Below are 18,434 nucleotides of genomic sequence, written 5' to 3'. Positions count from 1 at the left end.
AAATTTATATAAGGAACAGCAGTGTTAAAAGATAAAGTAGTTGTAGTTACTGGTGGAGCTGGACTTATTGGTAAAGAATTTATAAAAGCTATTGTTGAAAATAACGGCATAGCTATTATCGCGGATATAAATGAAAAAATAGGGCAAGAGGCAAAAGAGGCACTATCTAAAGAGCTAAATTCAAAAAATATAGACTTTGTAAAACTCGACATCACCTCTAAAGACTCTTTGGAGGCTTGTATAAAATATTTGCATGATAAGTATAAAAGGATAGATGCACTAGTAAATAATGCATACCCTCGAAATAAGCACTATGGAAGGCACTTTTTTGATGTTGAGTATAGTGACTTTATAGAAAATTTAGGACTAAATTTGGGCGGTTATTTTGTCGCATCTCAGCAGTTTGCAAGATATTTTAAAGAGCAAGGATATGGAAATATCATAAATATATGCTCGATATATGGCGTGGTTGCTCCAAAATTTGAAATATATAACAACACAACAATGACTATGCCGGTTGAATATGCTGCCATAAAATCAGGGCTTATACACCTTACTAAATATATGGCAAAGTATTTTAAAGGGATGAATATAAAGGTAAATGCGCTAAGTCCTGGCGGTATATTTGATAACCAGCCAGAGCCTTTTTTGGAAAAATATAAAGATCAGTGTCTGAATAAGGGCATGCTAAACAATAGTGACTTAAAAGGCACCTTGGTATATCTGCTTAGCGATATGAGTAGGTATGTGAATGGTCAAAATATCGTAGTTGATGACGGATTTAGCATATGATAGTGCGCTATAAAGAGGATCGTGAGAATTTTGAAGCTAGATGGCAGGAATATATCTCAGAAAATATTCACAGCCCAAGATATCTAAACTCATATCTGGACTATATGAAATTTTATTCCAAAGATATACTTAGCAATGAAAGCTTTGTGGTTGTTGAGAGCAACAAGTGTGTTGGAATTTGTTTTTTGCCAGTAGAGCAAGCAAATGGCGTCGTCTCTATATCTTTGTCCGGATATTTTACGGTTGCTCCGCTTGCTATAAGCGATAGAGTTTATGACATAGTTTTTAAAGAAATTTTTGAGATAAGTAAAAGCTATAATGTTGGTAAGATAATGTTTTATTTGGACTCTTTAGTTATGGAGTTTTTTAACAAATATAACTATCTTATCAAATATGGCTTTATAGATGCTACTGGCAGCAACTGCGTGCTTGATCTTTGTGGTGAAAAAAGCGCTTTGTGGACGAGGCTAAGAAAACGATATAAGTCATCCATAAATGCAATTTTTAAAAATAGTGAATATGACTTTGTTGTAGTATCTAAAGAAAATCCAAGCTATGAAATCCATGAGGCATATAGAGAGCTTCACAAAAAGGCTGCTGGTAGAGAAACAAGACCTAAAACAACCTTTGATAAGCAGTATGAAATGCTACAAAATGGCAATGCTACTATTATAGGATTAAGATATAAAGGCCAATTTATAGGTCTTTGCTATTTTTTACATGCAAGCGAAGTTGTTGTATATATGAGCGGTACGGATGATCCAGAATTTACAAATATGAAAATTCCTATATATCACGCCATTTTGCAAAAAGCGACCGAGTATTTTCATGATATGTGTTTTAAGCATATGGAGTACTCTCAGCCTGCAGGGTATAACTTAGTGGATGGTTTTTTAGATTATTCGGACGAAAAACAGATAAATATAGCACATTTTAAAAGAGGCATGGGTACAAAAATGGTGCCACTATTTCGAGGTGTAAAATACTTTGATAAAAATTTACTCTTAAAAGATATAGATAGCTTTAGAGAAAAAGTGGTAAGAGAATTATAAAAATGAAAAAAATATTATTTATTATTGGTACTAGACCAGAAGCCATTAAGATCTTGCCAATATATATTTTTTTTAAGAAATATAATAAATTTGATACAAAAATATGCATAACTGCACAACATAGAAAAATGCTTGACGATGTAATGTCCTTCTTTGGAGTTAAAGCAGACTATGACCTAGACCTTATGCGGCAAAATCAAACACTAGACGAGCTAACATCAAAAATTTTACTAGGAGTATCAAGTATACTAGATGAATTTATGCCAAATTTAGTATTTGTTCATGGTGACACAACTACTTCTCTTGCTGCCTCATTAGCGTCATTTTATAAAAAAATAGACGTGGCTCATGTAGAGGCTGGACTTAGAACTTATGATATTTATTCTCCATTTCCTGAAGAGGTCAACAGACAGCTAACGTCCAAAATAGCAAAGTATCATTTTGCACCGACTTTGCTGGCTAAGCAAAATTTATTAAGAGAAAATATAAACGAGGATAATGTTTTTGTAGTAGGCAATAGTGTAATAGACGCACTATTTTTTACACTAGATAAGCTAAAAAAGACAACTCCTTGCTTAGATTACACGCCAAGTGAAAGAAAATTTATACTTATAACTGGCCATCGTAGAGAAAATTTTGGTGATAATTTTTTGAATATATGCAATTCAATAAAAGAATTAGCCATTAAATATAGTGATATGGATTTTGTTTATCCGTTGCATCTTAATCCAAATATATGCGAGCCAGCTAAAAAAATATTATCTGGTATAAAAAATGTTTATTTGATAGAGCCGCTTGAATACGAAAGTTTTGTATATCTCATGTCAAAGGCATATATTATTTTAACGGATAGTGGCGGCATACAAGAGGAGGCACCAAGTTTTGGCAAGCCTGTTTTGGTTATGCGTAATAATACAGAAAGGCCAGAGGCTGTAGAGGCTGGAACTGTGAGGCTTGTTGGCACTGCAAGAATTGTAGATGAAGTTTGTAAACTTGTAGAAAATGTTGATGAATATAACAAATTTAAAAATTTGAAAAATCCATACGGCGACGGAAAAACATCTAATAAAATTTATGAAGTAGTTGAGTCTCTTTTGTGAAAAAAGTACTTTTTATATCTTATTTCTTGCCTCCATTTAATTCTCCGCAAGCCATACAGATAGGAAGATTGTTAAGGTATTTTTCACAATTAGACCAATACGAAATAACTGTTGTAACTGCAAATTTAAAGAACGCCTCGGTAGATAATAGTTTGTACCCAGATATTTTTAATAAAGTAAAAGATGTTATATATATAGAAGATGTGGTAAAAAATAAATATATCAAATATTTTATTGGTAGGGTTATGCCAAGTATTTACAAAACACCAGATGAATATAAAAAATGGCATAAAAAAGCATACCAAAGCTTGTCTCATAAATTTAAAAGCGGTGATTTTGACCTAATACTAACATTTTCTTTTCCTTTGTCCACAAATATACTTGGCAGGCAATTAAAAGAATATTTTAAATGTAAGTGGGTGGCACATCAGTCTGATCCATGGACTGATAATATTTATAATGGCTACAGCAAAGGTATAAATCAAAAAAATGTTGCTTTAGAAAAAGAATGTTTTGATGCTGCTGATAAGATCATATTTACTTCCATAGAGACAAAAGGATTTTATACTAGCAAATACCCACTTCTGTCTAGTAAATTCTCTATTTTAGAGCACTCAAATGATCCTAGTCTATATCTAAGAAAAGATAATGTATCTGGTGACAAAAAGGTAGTACGATATATCGGTGGTTTTTATGGCACCAGAACACCAGAACCGTTATATAAGGCAATATATAAGCTAAAAGAAGATAGAAAGAATATAGATTTTATTTTTGAGATATATGGCTTTGGTAGATCCATAACAAATTTATTAAAAAAATATGATATAGCGGAATATGTATCATTTAAGGGAAGTGTAAGTTATCTTAAAAGTTTAGAGCTGATGGTTGGTGCTGATTTGTTGGTTTTGATAGATGCCCCAAGCGATCATAAGAGCATTTTTTTTCCATCAAAGCTTGTAGATTACATTGGTTCTCAAACACCTATTATGGTTATATCCCCAGATGGAGCAAGCAAAAGAGTGGCTAAAGAAAATGGACTTACTTATTTTGATTTAAACGAAACTGATAAGATAGCTGATTATCTATGTAGTGATTGGGGTCTTAGCCAAGAGTATGGTAATGTATACGACATTAATGATGTTATAAATAAATTTGTGAGTATTGTTGGTGAATAGAAATTTATCATTTGATACCATGAGAGGCATGGCGATTTTATTTGTTTTGGCAGCTCATTTTTTGACAAATAGTGTTGTTTTTGATGATTATTCGACTACCATGCTAGGAAATACATCTTTAAATTTCTCTTTTTTTGGAAATACTGGAGTAATTTTATTTTTTTATCTAAGTGGCTATTTGATCTACGCATCTATAGATCGTGGAAAAAACATAGCATTTTTTTTATATAAGAGACTACTAAGAATTTATCCGCCATATCTATTTAGTATAGCTATAGTCTTGATAATGCCAATTTTTTTTAATTTCTATCCAGTTTACGGTATGCGTGATATATTTGCAAATATTTTTTTTATCAAAGATTTTTTAAATGCTCCCTATATGAATAATGTCTATTGGTCTTTACTGGTTGAGGTTAGATTTTATTTTATTATTTTTGTTTTTTTTCTTCTTTCTAGGCATTTTAAATTTTTAAAGATAGAGTATTTGCTACTACTTTTGCTGCTGGTCAACTATACTAAGTTGTTTTTTACTGGTAGCGGGAGCTGGTTTGTTACTTGGCTTTTGCTTTTTTTTATAGGTATTCTTTTTTATAAGTACGTAACAAATAAAATAAAGATCGGTGTTTTAATAGTTTGTTACTTTGTTATTTTGGTCTCGGTATATGTTTTTAGGGACTTAAGCTCTTTTCTTAGTGCTGTAGCATGTACTATAATCTTTGCTTTCTGTTTTTATTTTAACTGCACAAATCGAGTATTAATATTTTTTGGTAATATATCGTACTCTTTATATTTGGTACATGCACCAATTGGTTATAGTTTATTTTATTTTATAACAAAAAATTTTACTGAAGACTTCGTTGCTCTTAAAATAACTTTTGTTACTTCGATATCTATTTTGATTGCCATGTTTTCATATAAATTTATAGAGAGTATATATTTTAAAGGTGTTAAATGAAATATTTAATATACGGATATTATGGATACAATAATCTGGGCGATGACCTGTTGCTGGATACTATTATAAACCGTATAAAAGAAAAAGATATGGATGCTGATTTTACTATCTTGAATAAAAGTTCAAATAGCTTAAAAGAGTATCCAAATGTATACTACTCAAATATAAGAGATATATTATATAGTTCAAAAAATAAAGTACTAAAATTTTGGAGTTTTTTTAGTGCCTTTAAAAAATATATCGATGAATGCGACGTTTTTTTGCTCGGTGGCGGAACGATTTTTATGGATAGTAATAAGGCTAGTTTTTTGATGATATATTTATCATTTTTTGTATCATATGCAAGAAGTACTGGAAAAAAGGTTGTTTTGATCGGTATAGGAATAGATATTTTAAGTAGTTTTTTTTCTATACTGGCAATGAAAAAAATATTATCAAATTCTCATTTTGTCTATTGTAGAGATGCTTTGTCTTTTCAAATAGCAAAAAAATTAAGTACAACAGCTAATGTTATATTGACGCAAGATCTAGTTTTTGGTTCCTTTTGGAGTAAGAGTATTTTGAATGATGATGGTGTTAATCGTGAGCATAAAACAATCGGCATATCTTTAATTGATTATTCTGATAAATATGGTGAAAATTATATACCTGAGCTTAATAATATACTAAACGCCTATATCAAAAATGGTTTTAAAATAAAACTTTTATCATTTCAAATTAATACAGATAAAGCGGATAATGTATTTTATGAGCGACTAATGCATCATGAAGATATTGAGATAGTAAATTTAAATATTGGTAATTTTTTAGAACATTTTAATAGTCTTGATTATGTTTTAAGCATGAGATTTCATGGCATACTTTTGGGGATATTATTTCAAAAATATACTTTAGGTATCGTACATGAAGTTAAAAATCAACAACTATGTTTAGAAACCGGAGTAGATTATCTGTTTTTAAATGATCTAACATTAAATAAGGTAATGAATAGTGATTTTAGAAGACTAGATGCAGATATGTTAACCAAGTTGACCCTGTGTTCTGGTGTTAATTTTGATTTTATATTAAAGGGGTGAAATTTGAATATAGCTCTTTTTTCTCCGGGTGTCTATTGTATATTTTTTAATGAATTGATTGACTATGCTAAAAAGAATAAATTTTGTATCGAAAATGATGAAGTCAATTGGTTTGTATTGACAAATACAAATATATATTTGTCACATTTAGAAAAAAATATATGCAAAAAAAATATATGTTATCTATTTGAAAATTTTAATGAATATATGTCTGATGAAAATTTTACATACAACCTTGATAGCTATTGCGGCAGCTTATATAGAGATATATTGACAGATAAGCATGCTTATTTTACCAAGCCATCTTCTTATCAGATGAAAAATGTGTCAGTAATTTATAAAATTTGGAAAGAGTATTTGATAAATAATGATATCGATTACATTGTATTTCCTGATGTTGAATTTGTGGAGGGAATGATACTTCTTGCCTTGTGTAAAGAGCTAAATATAAAGGTGCTTTACTATGTCAATGCAAGAAGCATTGGCGGATCTTTTTTTGCAAAAAGTATTAATGAAGAGCACTATAAAAGTACTGCTACAAACAATGACGGGGTTAGTGACTTTATCGCAAAAATAAAAAATTCTAATAAAAAAGCCTATGAGGTTACACTTGAATTTAACCAGGTGGAATATGACCACAAAATATCAAAATATGGTAGAACTAGCCTAGAAAAGCTAATATCATTTTTAAAAAATAAATTTATTTGCGAAAAACACTATTTAAAAGAAGATATGTCTTTCGCAGTTAGGTTTAGAATGCGGTTTTTGGGCCTACTAAATAAATATAGGCGCTCAAGAAAGTACATTTATGAAAAATATGTAACAGTAAAAACTATAGAGATGTTGCCAAAGAAGTTCATATATTTCCCGTTGCAAGTAACCCCAGAATCTTCAATCAATAATTTAGAGCCATATTTTGTAGATCAGCTGCGAGCCATAGATCTATTACTTATGAATATAACACCAGATATTAAGGTTGTTGTCAAAGAGCACCCGATTTTTGCTGGAGAGAGAAGTGAAAAATTTTATAAAATTCTTTCTTGTAAACCAGGTGTGGAGATATCTTCGTTAGCCATATCAAGTAGCGACTTGATAGATAGCTCTATAATGGTATGCTCTGTGACCGGCACAGCACTACTAGAGGCAATGCTGCGTAATAAACCAGTCTTTCAGTTTGGAAAAACATTTTTTTATCAAGATCAGTTTGGATTTGACTCTTTTAGAAGCATGGCAAGTGATTTAAGGGCCATTATAAACAATGATAGAGAAAACAATATAGATTCAGTTATTGCAGATTTATATAGTGTGCTATTTGATTTTTATATAGAGCAGCCAGCTCAATACTACTATCAGCCAAGACCAGTTGCATTGATGGACGCAAATTTAGATAATACACTTAAAGCTATCTCGTTTTATATAAAAGGCATCTCTAAAGGTGAACTAATATAATGTTTGCTTCTTCTATAGAAAAGAGTTTGATCAGTACTTTGTTGTACCAGATATTTTCAAAAGGCATAGGGTACGGAAAATACCTCTTGTTCGCGTTTTTGTTTGGTACAAGCATGCAAATGGATGCTTACAATATGGCTTTAACCATACTTGATGTATCTATGTTTGTATTAGGACATGTTTTTTCTGTAGTTGGGATACCTATGCTGGTAAAATCTAGAAAAAAATCTTTTACAGCATTTAAAAAATTAAGTGGTTCTATATTTGTCTTCTCTTTAGTTTTGGCAGCGATTATTATAGTTTTTCAATATATATTTTTTTATGATCTAGTATCTATTTTAGCGCCAGGTTTTGATGATAAGAAAAGTGCCTTGTCTTATGAAATTTTTAAATACTTTTTACCTATGAATATAGTCTACCTTCCGTATTTTGCTCTTATATCCTTTTTTAGATCACTAAATTTATTTTCTATTTCTAACTTTTTAGATTTTTTAATAGCTATATTTTCTATTGCATATCTTGTTATTTTTTTAAGTAGTGATATTGCTATCATTCCATTATCTTTGAGTGTTGCATATGTTGTTACTATATTTTTTGCGCTTTATTTTGCCATTAAGATCAAAATAATTGGATTTAGTGGCTCAATTTTTACACCATATATGAAAAATATGTATAAAAATATTGCCAAACTTTCGCTTTGGTTTTTAGTGCTGCAACTATATAGGGTGGTGGATAAGGGATTTGCCTCCTTGCTTGATAATGGAGCGATAAGTGCGTTAGTTTATGCTTCTATGCTTATTTCTGGCATGGGTTTTGTCTTTGACTTTGCTTATGTCTATATCACAAAATTTTCAGAAAAAGAGGACAAGGCGGCAGTGTTTACTCTTGCAATTAAGCTTTATATATTTTTAACATTGCCTGTTGTTGTATATTTGCTTTTTTATTCAAAAGAGTTTATCTCGATAATTTATGGAGGTGGAAAATTTGATAAAAACTCCATAGAGATAACAAGTTCTATTATTGTGATATTATCGCCATTGTTATTTTTAAGTCTTGTTAATGGTCTATTCCAAAGTTTATATCAGTCTTTAGAAAAATATGCTTATGTTATTTGTTTATCATTAATAGGGGTGCTAATAAATTTTGTCTTAAATTATCTTTGGATAAGTAAGTATGGTATCGTAGGTATAGCTTTGGCAACTCTTGTTTCAACTGGTGTTATTATAGCACTAAATCTGCTGATAATTCATTATAAAGAGAATTTACATTTAAGCTATAAAAATATACTTTTTGAGTTTATGAAGTATTTGTTGGCAGCGGGTACCTCTTTTGTTACTATTAGAATGCTTAGTCTGCCATTTTTTGTGAGTAGTGTTTTGTTTTTTGTCTTTAACTATGTGATATTAGTTTTGTTAAGGAATGAATTTATAATAAGAATTTATAGCATGATAAGGAAAAGATAGTATGTGCGGGTTGGCTGGATTTTGTGATTTTAATAAAAAACATGGTATGGATAATTTAATAAGCATGACAGACGTTTTACGGCATAGAGGTCCAAACGATAGTGGGTATGAATTTTTTGAAAATGAAAATTTTAATTTAGGCCTAGGCCATCGCAGACTATCGATACAGGATATATCAAAACACGGACACCAACCAATGTTTGATAAAACTGGTCAATATATTATTATTTATAATGGCGAAATATATAATTTTAAAGAATTTTACGATGAACTCTTAGGTGATGGTGTTAAATTTAATTCTAATAGTGATACCGAGGTAATACTATATTTATATATTAAATACGGTGACGATTTTATCAAGAAACTAATTGGTATGTTTTCTATAGTTATTTATGATGTTAAAGATCAAAAAATAAAAGTTTTTATAGATAGGGCGGGTGTCAAACCATTTTACTATTATTTTAAAAATGGCTTATTTGCCTTTGCCTCAGAGCTAAAATCTTTTTTTTGCATTAAAGAAATAGATAAAAAAATTGATCCAAATGCTCTAGGACTATATTTTCAGTATTCGTATATACCAGCACCATACTCTATTTTTGAAAATATTCATAAACTCCCAGCTGGAAATATGCTGGAATTTGATTTAAGATCGATGTCGTATACCAAGAAACAGTATTGGAGTGTAGAGGAATACTATAATAAAGAAAAGACAGGCAAAGAGTATGAGGTTATAAAAAAAGAGGTCTCTGAATTGCTATTATCTGCTTTTAAATATAGGTTGGTATCTGATGTGCCAGTTGGGATATTTTTGAGCGGAGGATATGATAGCTCTGCTGTTGCGGCGATACTGCAGTCAAATTCTAGTGTCAAGCTAAAAACATTTAGTATAGGTTTTGATAATAAAAATTTTGATGAAGCTCCATATGCTAAAGATATAGCAAATTTTTTAAACACAGAGCATTACGAGTATTATGTTACTCAAAAAGATTGTTTGGATTTGGTGGATCAGCTTTGTGTTATAAATGACGAACCAATGGGCGATGTCTCTTCTATACCGACTTATTTTGTTTCAAAATTTGCAAAAGAGCATGTATCGGTTGTTTTGTCTGGAGATGGTGGGGATGAAATTTTTGGTGGTTATCCAAAATATTTTATTGGAAACAAGGTATATCGTTTATCATCAAAAGTTCCATCTTTTGTTAAAAAAGCAGTTAAGTCGTTTTTGTTATTGCTAGATATAAAAATATTGGAAAAAATTTTTTTAAAGCTAACCGGGCAAAAAATGACAAATTTTTCTGGAAAATTTAGAAAATTTATAAATATACTTGGCACAAAAGCAGAAAGTGTTTTTAAAATTTCAAGTCAGTATTTTTTAAAGGAAGATGTCTCAAAATTCATAAAAAATTATAGCTCTGAATACAAAACAACTTATGATAAATTTGGATGTGTAAGCGGAGACTACTTTGATAAGTCAATGTGTATAGACTTTCAAACATATATGTATCAAATTTTAATGAAAGTAGATAGGGCTAGTATGGCTGTATCACTAGAATCTAGAGAGCCATTTTTAGATCAGCGGATAATAGAATATTTAGCACAAATTCCATCTAGCGTAAAGCTGAAAAATGGTCCTAAGGGGATATTAAAAGATATTGTATATGATTATATTCCTAAAAATTTACTAGACCGTCCAAAACAGGGCTTTGTCCCGCCTTTTGAAGATTGGTTGAATGGCGACCTAAAAAATTTTGTTGATGATTACTCTAATAAAGATTTTATTGAGGATCAAGGTATTTTCTGCCATGCAGAGGTGGTTAAGCTAAAAAAAGAATTTTATGAAGAAAAAAAATCTGGATATAAATTATGGCTTTTCTTGATATTTCAGCTATGGTACAAGCAGTGGATGATAAATGAAAGATAAAATCAGGCTAATATTATTAAACGACTGGTTGTATGGTGGTGGCGCCGAGAGATCTATGGCAGTTTTAGCCAATGAATTGGCTAAAGATACTAGATATGAAATATATTTGGTTTTATTAGAAAATAAGATCTCGTTTGAGCTAAATTCTGGTATAAAATGTATCTCTTTTAGAAATAGCTATAAATTTGGCGTTTTCCAAAAGCTTATAACAATTTTACTAGATGTTTTTAGGCTAATAGGCTTAATTAAAAATTTAAATATAGATGTTGTTTTGTCGTTTCAGCACCGCTCAAACATAATAAATTGTTTGTCTAAGTTGCTGTTTAAAAAATTTAAAAGCATCATAAGTGAAAGAATATATACGAAAGATTTTTTTGAGCAGGATTTTAAAAAAATTTTCTTTAACAACGCCATAAAAGCACTTTACAATAAGGCTGATGCCATTACTTGCAATTCTGCAGATATTAAAGAAGGGCTTGCTCAATTTTATAATTGCGATAGAGATAAAATTACGGTTATAGAAAATGCTTATGATACTAAAAGCATTACTCGGCTCGGTAAAGAGGAGATAGAAACAGAGTTGCTTCCTTTTTTTGAAGAAAAGGAAGTTATCGTTAATGTTGGCAGACTAGATAAGCAAAAAGGACATGAGTATCTTATTAAAGCGTTTGCAATGTTGCCAAATAGATCAAACTACTGCCTTTTTATAATCGGAGAAGGAGCTTTGCGTGAGTATTTGGAGAGGCTGATTTCTGAACTTGGGTTAAATGATTCTGTTTTTTTATTGGGATATAGGAAAAATCCATATAAATATCTATCAAGAGCCAATATTTTTGCTTTTACATCACTATACGAAGGATATCCAAATGCGCTAGCTGAAGCTATGGTCTTTGATAATCTTAAAATCATATCTTTTGATTTTAAGGCCGGATCAAAAGAGTTGATAGGTAATGATGAGTATGGTAAAATCGTTAGAAAGTGTGATATAGTTGGATTGTCTCAAGCGATCCTGGATGCTAAAAACAGTAAAAATGTAAAGCATAAAACTTTAAATAGTATAGAGGATTTGGTCTATGATTACAAAAAAATTATTGAGTAAATATTTGTTATTATTTTTATGTTCGCTTGTTGTTTTTGTTGGTATAAATTCATTGAGTAATTTTGCTTTTTTAAATATTATGGATGTGCTGTACCAACCGCATGGACCTAAGGGGTTGCTAAAAGTATCAATATATGTTGCATCTTACTTATTTGTATTTGCTAATCTTATATTTATCTTATTTATGAAAAATGGTGTGATATTTAAAATTTTGATATTTGCATTATTTATTTTGCTTAATGTGGATATTGTATATTATCTTATTGATAAGAATGGTACTGGAATTTCTATGCACCAAATAGTACTTGCCTATCATGAAACATCTCATATATTAGGTGCTTTTTGGGCTTATTCTGGGGCAATAATAATTTCACTGCTAATATCTGTAGCTGTCTTGTTTGCAATAAAAATTATACGAAAATTTATAGATATTAAATTTTTCTACATTCCAATTATTATGCTACCACTTTCATTGGTTGGGTCATATATGGTCTTTAATAAGTCAGCGTATGCAGCATATGAGTATCCATTTTTTACAAAAATACCTATGTATATATACGCAGCTAAACATAATGGCTATTTTGATATCAAATTTAAAGCAAGGGATGCTTTGACTATCCGTCCAGACGGTGCTGCAAAATATAAGAATATTATTTTAATTGTTGATGAAAGTGTAAGGGGAGATTATCTATCTCTCAATGGATTTAACATGCAGACCACTCCTTTTCTTGATACATATGATAATGTTGTGAGTTTGGGCATAGCTTCTTCTGGTGGCAACAACTCTGCACCATCTCAATACATAATAAGAAATGGTGTTCAGATGCGAGATTTGCCAGATAATAAATTTGCTACATTGGCAATCCCTAATATATTTCAATATGCAAAAAATGCAAATTTCCACACATACTATCTAGATAGTCAGGTAGAGTATCAGCAACTACAAAATTTTATGTCAAGCTATGATCTAGAATACATAGATGAGTATTTTACTATTAAAGAGAGAAAACCATTTTATTATTTGGACAGAAAGCTGATACCAAAAATAAAGACAATACTATCATCAAAAGACCATAACTTTATTTATATCGTAAAATATGGCTCACATGTTCCATGGAAGATGAACTATCCAGAAAATTCAGCCACCTTTTCGCCTGTTCTTGAAAATATGGAGTCGGTTGAATTTAGCAATAGAGATAGAGCTATAAATACATATGTAAATAGCCTAAGATGGAGCATGGATGGGTTCTTTAAAGAATTATTAAGTAATATCTCTTTGGACGATACGATTATTATTTATACTTCTGATCATGGGATTAACATAGCTGAGAGTGGCACAACTATGCACTATGGCATGGAGCTAAATCCACCAAAGACAACGGCAACCGTTCCTATATTACTTTTTGCAAAAGATATCACTAGCAAATATAAATTTGATAAAAATATATATAGCCATTTTATGATTTTCCCATCTGTATTAGACTTGATGGGATATGACAAAGATATTTATCACAAATACAACTATAGTTTTTTTAGCGATAGTGTTAGTAGAGAACAAGCTAGGTCTTTTTATTCTGGTAATGTCTTTGGTAATGGATATAAAAATGTATTTGACAGTAAAGGTTCTCAATGAGCGTCACGATAATTATGCCGTCATATAACTCTGAAAAATTTATTGTAGAGTCGGTAGAGTCAGTTCTGGCGCAAACATATTCTAACTGGGAGCTAATAATTGTAGATGATTGTTCGCCAGATGATTCGAATAAGATAATTACAAAGTATGTTGATAACGATAGCCGTATAAAATTAATAAAATTACAAAAAAATAGCGGTCCAGCCGTGGCTAGAAATACGGCTATAGAAGCTGCAAATGGTAGATATATAGCTTTTTTAGACTCTGATGATGTGTGGTTGCCAAATAAACTTGAGACCCAAATAAATTTTATGCATGATAATGATCTGGCATTTACATATAGCTCATATAGACTCGTTGGAGAGGATAATGAACACTTGGGTGTTTTTATCACAAAAGATAAAATTTCGTATTTTGATATGTTAAAAACATGCAGCGTAGGATGCTTAACTGCAATATATGACACAGAAAAAATAGGTAAACAATATATGCCATTGATCTTAAAAAGACAAGATTATGGGTTGTGGTTGAAAATATTAAAGCTTATTGGCGAGACTAGGGGTATTTTGGAGCCACTGGCCACCTATAGAATTCGTAAAAATTCAGTATCTTCAAACAAGGTAAAAGCAGCTAAATACCAGTGGAAAATTTATAGAGAGATAGAGAAGCTAAGCTTTTTAAAAAGCTTATATTATTTTGTATTTTACGCCTACAATGGGGTAACTAAATACAAAAATAAATAGGCTAAACTCCCCTTTTTTCAAATATAATTGCAATAGTTTTTGCTATGATCTTTATCTCCAGCCAAAGTGACCAGTGCTTGATGTAGTAAAGATCATACATTAGCTTTTGTTTGGCGTCGTGAGTGTTTGCGCCGTAAGGGTAGTTTACCTGTGCCCAGCCGGTAATCCCTGGGCGGACGATGTGGCGTTCATTGTAGTAAGGGATCTCTTTTTCAAAGAAATTTATCCAGTATCTTCGCTCAGGCCTTGGGCCTATTAGGTGCATCTGACCGCGAAGCACATTTATGCACTGTGGCACCTCGTCGATGCGAGTTTTACGCATAAATTCGCCAAATTCAAAGACTCTCTCATCGTTTTTGCTAGCAAATTTAGCCCCGTCTTTTTCAGCATCAACCACCATCGAGCGAAATTTGATGCATTCAAATTCTCTGTTGCCCAGCCCAACCCTATTTTGCAAGAAGTAAAGGCTGCCAGGGGACTGCTCGTCTATCTTTTTCTTTACGTAAAATTTAAGCACAAAAAGTATTACAAGAAGCAGTGAGCAGCTTGCGTAGTCGATCACGCGTTTTAAGGCGTATTCAAAGGCATTGTAAGGCTTTATGTCGTTTAAAAAGTTTAAATTTTCGCCATTTTCTGGGATGTAGCACTTTTGCAAGTAAATTTCTAAAAAGCTCTCCACATTTAGAAATTTGATCTTTTTATACTTCGTCTTAAACTGCAAAAGCGTGAGAAATCTCACTAGTTTGCTATCGACAGGCTTTTGGGTATTTAGCACTATTAGCCTCTGATCGCCTGATTTTATGAGATTTTCTAGCGCACTTCGCAAAGCTTTTGCGTCGCTATTTTCAGGGGATAAAAAATTCACCTGGCCAAATTTCTTCCTAAGCTTCTCTAGCTCGAGTTTGGTGAAAGTATATTTTTCGCCAAGGATGATCATAGGCCTATCCCTTTATCTTTATTTTAAATTTGCATTATAAAATTCGTCTAATTATACCCAAACGTGCTAATTGCATTTTTAAAAAAAGAGTTAAGGTTAAAATATGTCTCATAAATTTCTTGCTGTGCTTGTTTTAGCGCTCATATGCGGCGTTTCTTTTGCGCTCTCAAACACGGTCTTGGCTAAATTTCACACAAGTCCGCTCATCATCTCTATCATTTTAGGTGCCATTTTTGCAAATCTTTTCACCAAACAGACTCAAATTTTAAAAAGTAGTGGCGTCGTAGCGATCGCTGGGAAGCAAATTTTAAGACTAGGCATCATACTTTTTGGCTTTAACATAAGCCTTAGCGAGATCGCAAGTGTCGGTACCATTGGCGTGATATACGCAGCTTTTATGGTTTTTGCGACCTTTTGCTTTGCGCTTTTTGCCGCTAAAGCTTTGGGGCTTAGCAAGGATAGCGCCGTGCTCATTGGCTCAGGGGCTAGCATATGCGGCGCAGCTGCTGTTATGGCTACTCAAAATGAGATAAAAGCAGACGCAAACAAGCTTGCTATCGCCATTTGCACGGTGGTGCTCTTTGGAACGATTGGCATGTTTATCTATCCATTTATCGCTAAATTTCTAGCTCTTACGCCGCACCAAACTGGCTTTTTTATCGGTGGCTCACTTCACGAAGTAGCCCATGTAGTGGCAGCCTCAGCAGCATTTGATAGCACAGCAAGTAGCACCGCCGTCATCATAAAAATGCTTCGCGTCATCATGCTTGTGCCATTTTTGTTTTTGCTAAATTTCTTAAATTTAAGCCAAAATAGCGGTGGCTCAAAGCTAAAGAGCATACCATGGTTTGCGCTATTTTTCTTAGTGGCGATCTGCGTTAGATCTTTGCCATTTTTCCCTGAAAATTTGGTGCAAATTTTAAAGCTAGCCGCTAGCATTTGCCTTTGCGTTGCGATGTGTGCTTTGGGTTTTGGGATAGATAGGAGTATATTTAAAGCGACGGGCAAAAAGCCATTTTTGCTAGCATTTTTTATATTTTTATGGCTTATTTGCTCATCGCTTGTCTTTGTTAAGACTCTTTGCTAGTTTTTAGTTTTTGCAAAAACTCTTCGATGTTGTATTTTGCTCTGTAAGCTGGGCTTAAAAGGTGTATCAAAATGTCGCCAAGGTCCATCACGATCCAATCAGGCGAGCTCTCCGTACCTATAAATCTCTCTCCAAGAGGCTTAAGCTCCTCTTTTAGATCCTCAGCCAGCGAGTAAGCGTGCCTCTCGCCAAGCGTAGTAGCGATAACTACGGCCTTTACGAAATAATCATCCCCGCTCATATCAAACACTTGTATCTCTTCAGCCTTTTTTGCGTCTAAAACCTTAACTATACTTTCGGTGCGCTCTTGCATCGATCTCTCTTGCATCTTTAATCCTTGGTAAAAATTTATAATCTCATCTTTTATCTCGCTAGGCAGCTCATCAAGCCCCTTTTGATGCCTGATCTGCGACGAGCTAACATCCACATGCACGTCCATTTTTTGTAAATTTTGCGGAATTTCTATGTGATTGCGCTTGGCAATCACAAACTGCACTAAATTTTTTAGCTCCTCGTAGCCATGCCACTTATCAAGCGTGGCTAGGTGGTCCGCGCCTATTATGAGATAAAATTTCTCTATCTTGAATTTCTTATACAAATACTTAACCGTCTCTATGGTAGGCACTGGGCGGGCTAAATTTATCTCATAGTCTGAGATCTCGACCTTCTCTAGGCCGCCCCAAATTTCTCTTATCCACTTTAGGCGAAGCTCTGGTGGAGCTGAAAATTCGCTCTTAAAGGGACTTATAAAAGTTGGCATGATGATGAGCTTGTCGATATCAAGGCCGCTTAGTGCCATTTTCACAATGCTATCGTGTCCTAAATGAACCGGATCAAAGCTCCCGCCAAAAAGTGCTAACTTCATCTATTAAAGTGCCTTGTTTATATTTGTTTTAAAATTCTTTTTTGTAGAATTAGGCGTAATTATATCAAAAGGAGCTAAGATGTCAGTTAAAGTAGCAATAAACGGCTTTGGGCGTATCGGTAGGTGTGCTGCGCGTATTATTTTAGAGCGAGACGATGTTGAGCTTGTCGCTATTAACGACACCGCAACAAGGGATATGACGAGGTACTTGCTCAAATACGACAGCGTGCATGGCGAATTTAAGCAAGACGTTAAGGTGATAAGCGACGAATTTATAGAAGTAAATGGCAAAAAAATAAGAGTTTTTTCTACAAGAGATCTAAACGAGCTTAGCTACGCAGACTACGGTGCAGACGTGGTTTTAGAGTGCACTGGCAAGTTTTTAACCACTGAAAAATGTGAGCCATATCTTGCTCGCGGCGTCAAAAAAGTCGTCATGAGCGCTCCAGCAAAAGATGACACAGCCACATTTGTAGTTGGCGTAAATGACGATAAATACGCAGGCGAAGCGATCGTCTCAAACGCAAGCTGCACCACAAACGGCCTAGCTCCAGTGGCAAAGGTGCTAAACGATAAATTTGGCATCGTAAAGGGGCTAATGACTACGATCCATGCATATACAAATGGTCAGAGCCTAGTTGATGTAAAAGCTAAAGATTTCCGCCGCTCACGTGCAGCAGCGCTAAATATCGGACCTACGACAACTGGAGCTGCAAAAGCGATCGCTAAAGTGCTTCCAGAGCTAAGTGGTAAGCTGCACGGCCAAGCAGTGCGTGTGCCAGTGGCAAACGTTTCAATGGTCGATCTAACGGCGGTTTTAAAAAGACCAGCTAGCAAAGAGGAGATAAACGAGGCATTTAGGGCGGCTGCGGAGTCAAATTTAAAGGGAATTTTATTCGTCGATAACGACTACAGAGTCAGCAGCGACTTTTGCACAAGCACCTTTAGCAGCATCGTAGCGAGCGACACCACGCAGGTTATCGCTGATGATATGGTGAAGGTCTTTGCGTGGTACGACAACGAGTGGGGCTACTCAACAAGGCTAGTTGATCTTGCTAAGATCGTGGCTACAAAGTAAATTTAAAGG

The 18,434-nt window shown here is 33.1% G+C and carries 16 protein-coding genes; 14 read left to right on the top strand and 2 right to left on the bottom strand.

The annotated features are described in order from the left end of the window. Positions 1 to 21 precede the first annotated feature (21 nt). From B9N65_RS03595 to B9N65_RS03540, 12 genes are read left to right on the top strand one after another with little or no spacing between them, the layout of a single operon-like run. Positions 22 to 792, top strand: a complete 771-nt coding sequence (locus tag B9N65_RS03595; protein ID WP_087582838.1) for an oxidoreductase — start codon at positions 22 to 24, stop codon at positions 790 to 792. Beyond that, positions 789 to 1,844 (top strand): hypothetical protein, encoded by a 1,056-nt coding sequence (locus B9N65_RS03590; RefSeq protein ID WP_087582837.1) that lies wholly within the window; start codon positions 789 to 791, stop codon positions 1,842 to 1,844. The genes B9N65_RS03595 and B9N65_RS03590 overlap by 4 nt, the downstream gene beginning before the upstream one ends. 2 nt (positions 1,845 to 1,846) lie before the next feature. Beyond that, positions 1,847 to 2,944 (top strand): non-hydrolyzing UDP-N-acetylglucosamine 2-epimerase, encoded by a 1,098-nt coding sequence (gene wecB, locus B9N65_RS03585; RefSeq protein WP_087582836.1) that lies wholly within the window; start codon positions 1,847 to 1,849, stop codon positions 2,942 to 2,944. Beyond that, positions 2,941 to 4,119, top strand: a complete 1,179-nt coding sequence (locus B9N65_RS03580) for a glycosyltransferase family 4 protein (protein ID WP_141083833.1) — start codon at positions 2,941 to 2,943, stop codon at positions 4,117 to 4,119. Before wecB ends, B9N65_RS03580 begins: the two co-directional genes overlap by 4 nt. Then, a complete protein-coding gene (locus B9N65_RS03575; protein WP_087582834.1) occupies positions 4,112 to 5,074 on the top strand; it encodes an acyltransferase family protein in 963 nt (320 codons plus the stop codon). Before B9N65_RS03580 ends, B9N65_RS03575 begins: the two co-directional genes overlap by 8 nt. Continuing rightward, on the top strand, positions 5,071 to 6,150 hold the full coding sequence (locus tag B9N65_RS03570; protein WP_087582833.1) for a polysaccharide pyruvyl transferase family protein: 1,080 nt from the start codon (positions 5,071 to 5,073) through the stop codon (positions 6,148 to 6,150). Before B9N65_RS03575 ends, B9N65_RS03570 begins: the two co-directional genes overlap by 4 nt. A gap of 3 nt (positions 6,151 to 6,153) precedes the next feature. Next, positions 6,154 to 7,599: a capsular polysaccharide export protein, LipB/KpsS family gene (locus tag B9N65_RS03565; protein WP_087582832.1), complete on the top strand. Its 1,446-nt coding sequence runs from the start codon at positions 6,154 to 6,156 to the stop codon at positions 7,597 to 7,599. Beyond that, complete coding sequence (locus B9N65_RS03560; protein WP_087582831.1) at positions 7,599 to 9,062, top strand: lipid II flippase MurJ; 1,464 nt, start codon at positions 7,599 to 7,601, stop codon at positions 9,060 to 9,062. Before B9N65_RS03565 ends, B9N65_RS03560 begins: the two co-directional genes overlap by 1 nt. Position 9,063: 1 nt before the next feature. Next, the gene (gene asnB / locus B9N65_RS03555; RefSeq protein WP_087582830.1) at positions 9,064 to 10,983 is read left to right on the top strand and encodes an asparagine synthase (glutamine-hydrolyzing); all 1,920 of its coding nucleotides are present in this window, start codon (positions 9,064 to 9,066) and stop codon (positions 10,981 to 10,983) included. Continuing rightward, positions 10,973 to 12,082, top strand: coding sequence for a glycosyltransferase (locus tag B9N65_RS03550; RefSeq protein WP_087582829.1), 1,110 nt, complete (start codon positions 10,973 to 10,975; stop codon positions 12,080 to 12,082). The genes asnB and B9N65_RS03550 overlap by 11 nt, the downstream gene beginning before the upstream one ends. Further along, complete coding sequence (locus B9N65_RS03545; RefSeq protein WP_141083832.1) at positions 12,057 to 13,715, top strand: sulfatase-like hydrolase/transferase; 1,659 nt, start codon at positions 12,057 to 12,059, stop codon at positions 13,713 to 13,715. The genes B9N65_RS03550 and B9N65_RS03545 overlap by 26 nt, the downstream gene beginning before the upstream one ends. Continuing rightward, positions 13,712 to 14,458 carry a glycosyltransferase family 2 protein gene (locus B9N65_RS03540; protein ID WP_087582828.1) on the top strand — a complete coding sequence of 249 codons (747 nt, stop codon included), beginning with the start codon at positions 13,712 to 13,714 and terminating at the stop codon, positions 14,456 to 14,458. Before B9N65_RS03545 ends, B9N65_RS03540 begins: the two co-directional genes overlap by 4 nt. A 1-nt stretch (position 14,459) precedes the next feature. On the opposite strand, the gene B9N65_RS03535 is transcribed toward B9N65_RS03540, so the two are convergent. After that, the gene (locus B9N65_RS03535; RefSeq protein ID WP_087582827.1) at positions 14,460 to 15,395 is read right to left on the bottom strand and encodes a sugar transferase; all 936 of its coding nucleotides are present in this window, start codon (positions 15,393 to 15,395) and stop codon (positions 14,460 to 14,462) included. 103 nt (positions 15,396 to 15,498) lie between these two features. On the opposite strand from B9N65_RS03535, the gene B9N65_RS03530 reads away from it, so the two are divergent. Beyond that, positions 15,499 to 16,482, top strand: coding sequence for a YeiH family protein (locus B9N65_RS03530; RefSeq protein ID WP_087582826.1), 984 nt, complete (start codon positions 15,499 to 15,501; stop codon positions 16,480 to 16,482). On the opposite strand, the gene nadD is transcribed toward B9N65_RS03530, so the two are convergent. Then, complete coding sequence (gene nadD / locus B9N65_RS03525) at positions 16,466 to 17,347, bottom strand: nicotinate (nicotinamide) nucleotide adenylyltransferase (RefSeq protein ID WP_087582825.1); 882 nt, start codon at positions 17,345 to 17,347, stop codon at positions 16,466 to 16,468. The two genes, B9N65_RS03530 and nadD, sit on opposite strands and share 17 nt — an antisense overlap. 79 nt (positions 17,348 to 17,426) lie before the next feature. Between nadD and gap the strand changes: the two genes are divergently transcribed. Beyond that, positions 17,427 to 18,425 carry a type I glyceraldehyde-3-phosphate dehydrogenase gene (gene gap, locus B9N65_RS03520; RefSeq protein WP_087582824.1) on the top strand — a complete coding sequence of 333 codons (999 nt, stop codon included), beginning with the start codon at positions 17,427 to 17,429 and terminating at the stop codon, positions 18,423 to 18,425. Positions 18,426 to 18,434 lie beyond the last annotated feature (9 nt).

The sequence above is a fragment of the Campylobacter concisus genome (genome assembly GCF_002165815.1).
GTDB classification, from domain to species: domain Bacteria; phylum Campylobacterota; class Campylobacteria; order Campylobacterales; family Campylobacteraceae; genus Campylobacter_A; species Campylobacter_A concisus_BH.
The sequence above is the reverse complement of the archived record's forward strand: the minus strand, read 5'-3'. Positions and strand labels throughout refer to the sequence as shown.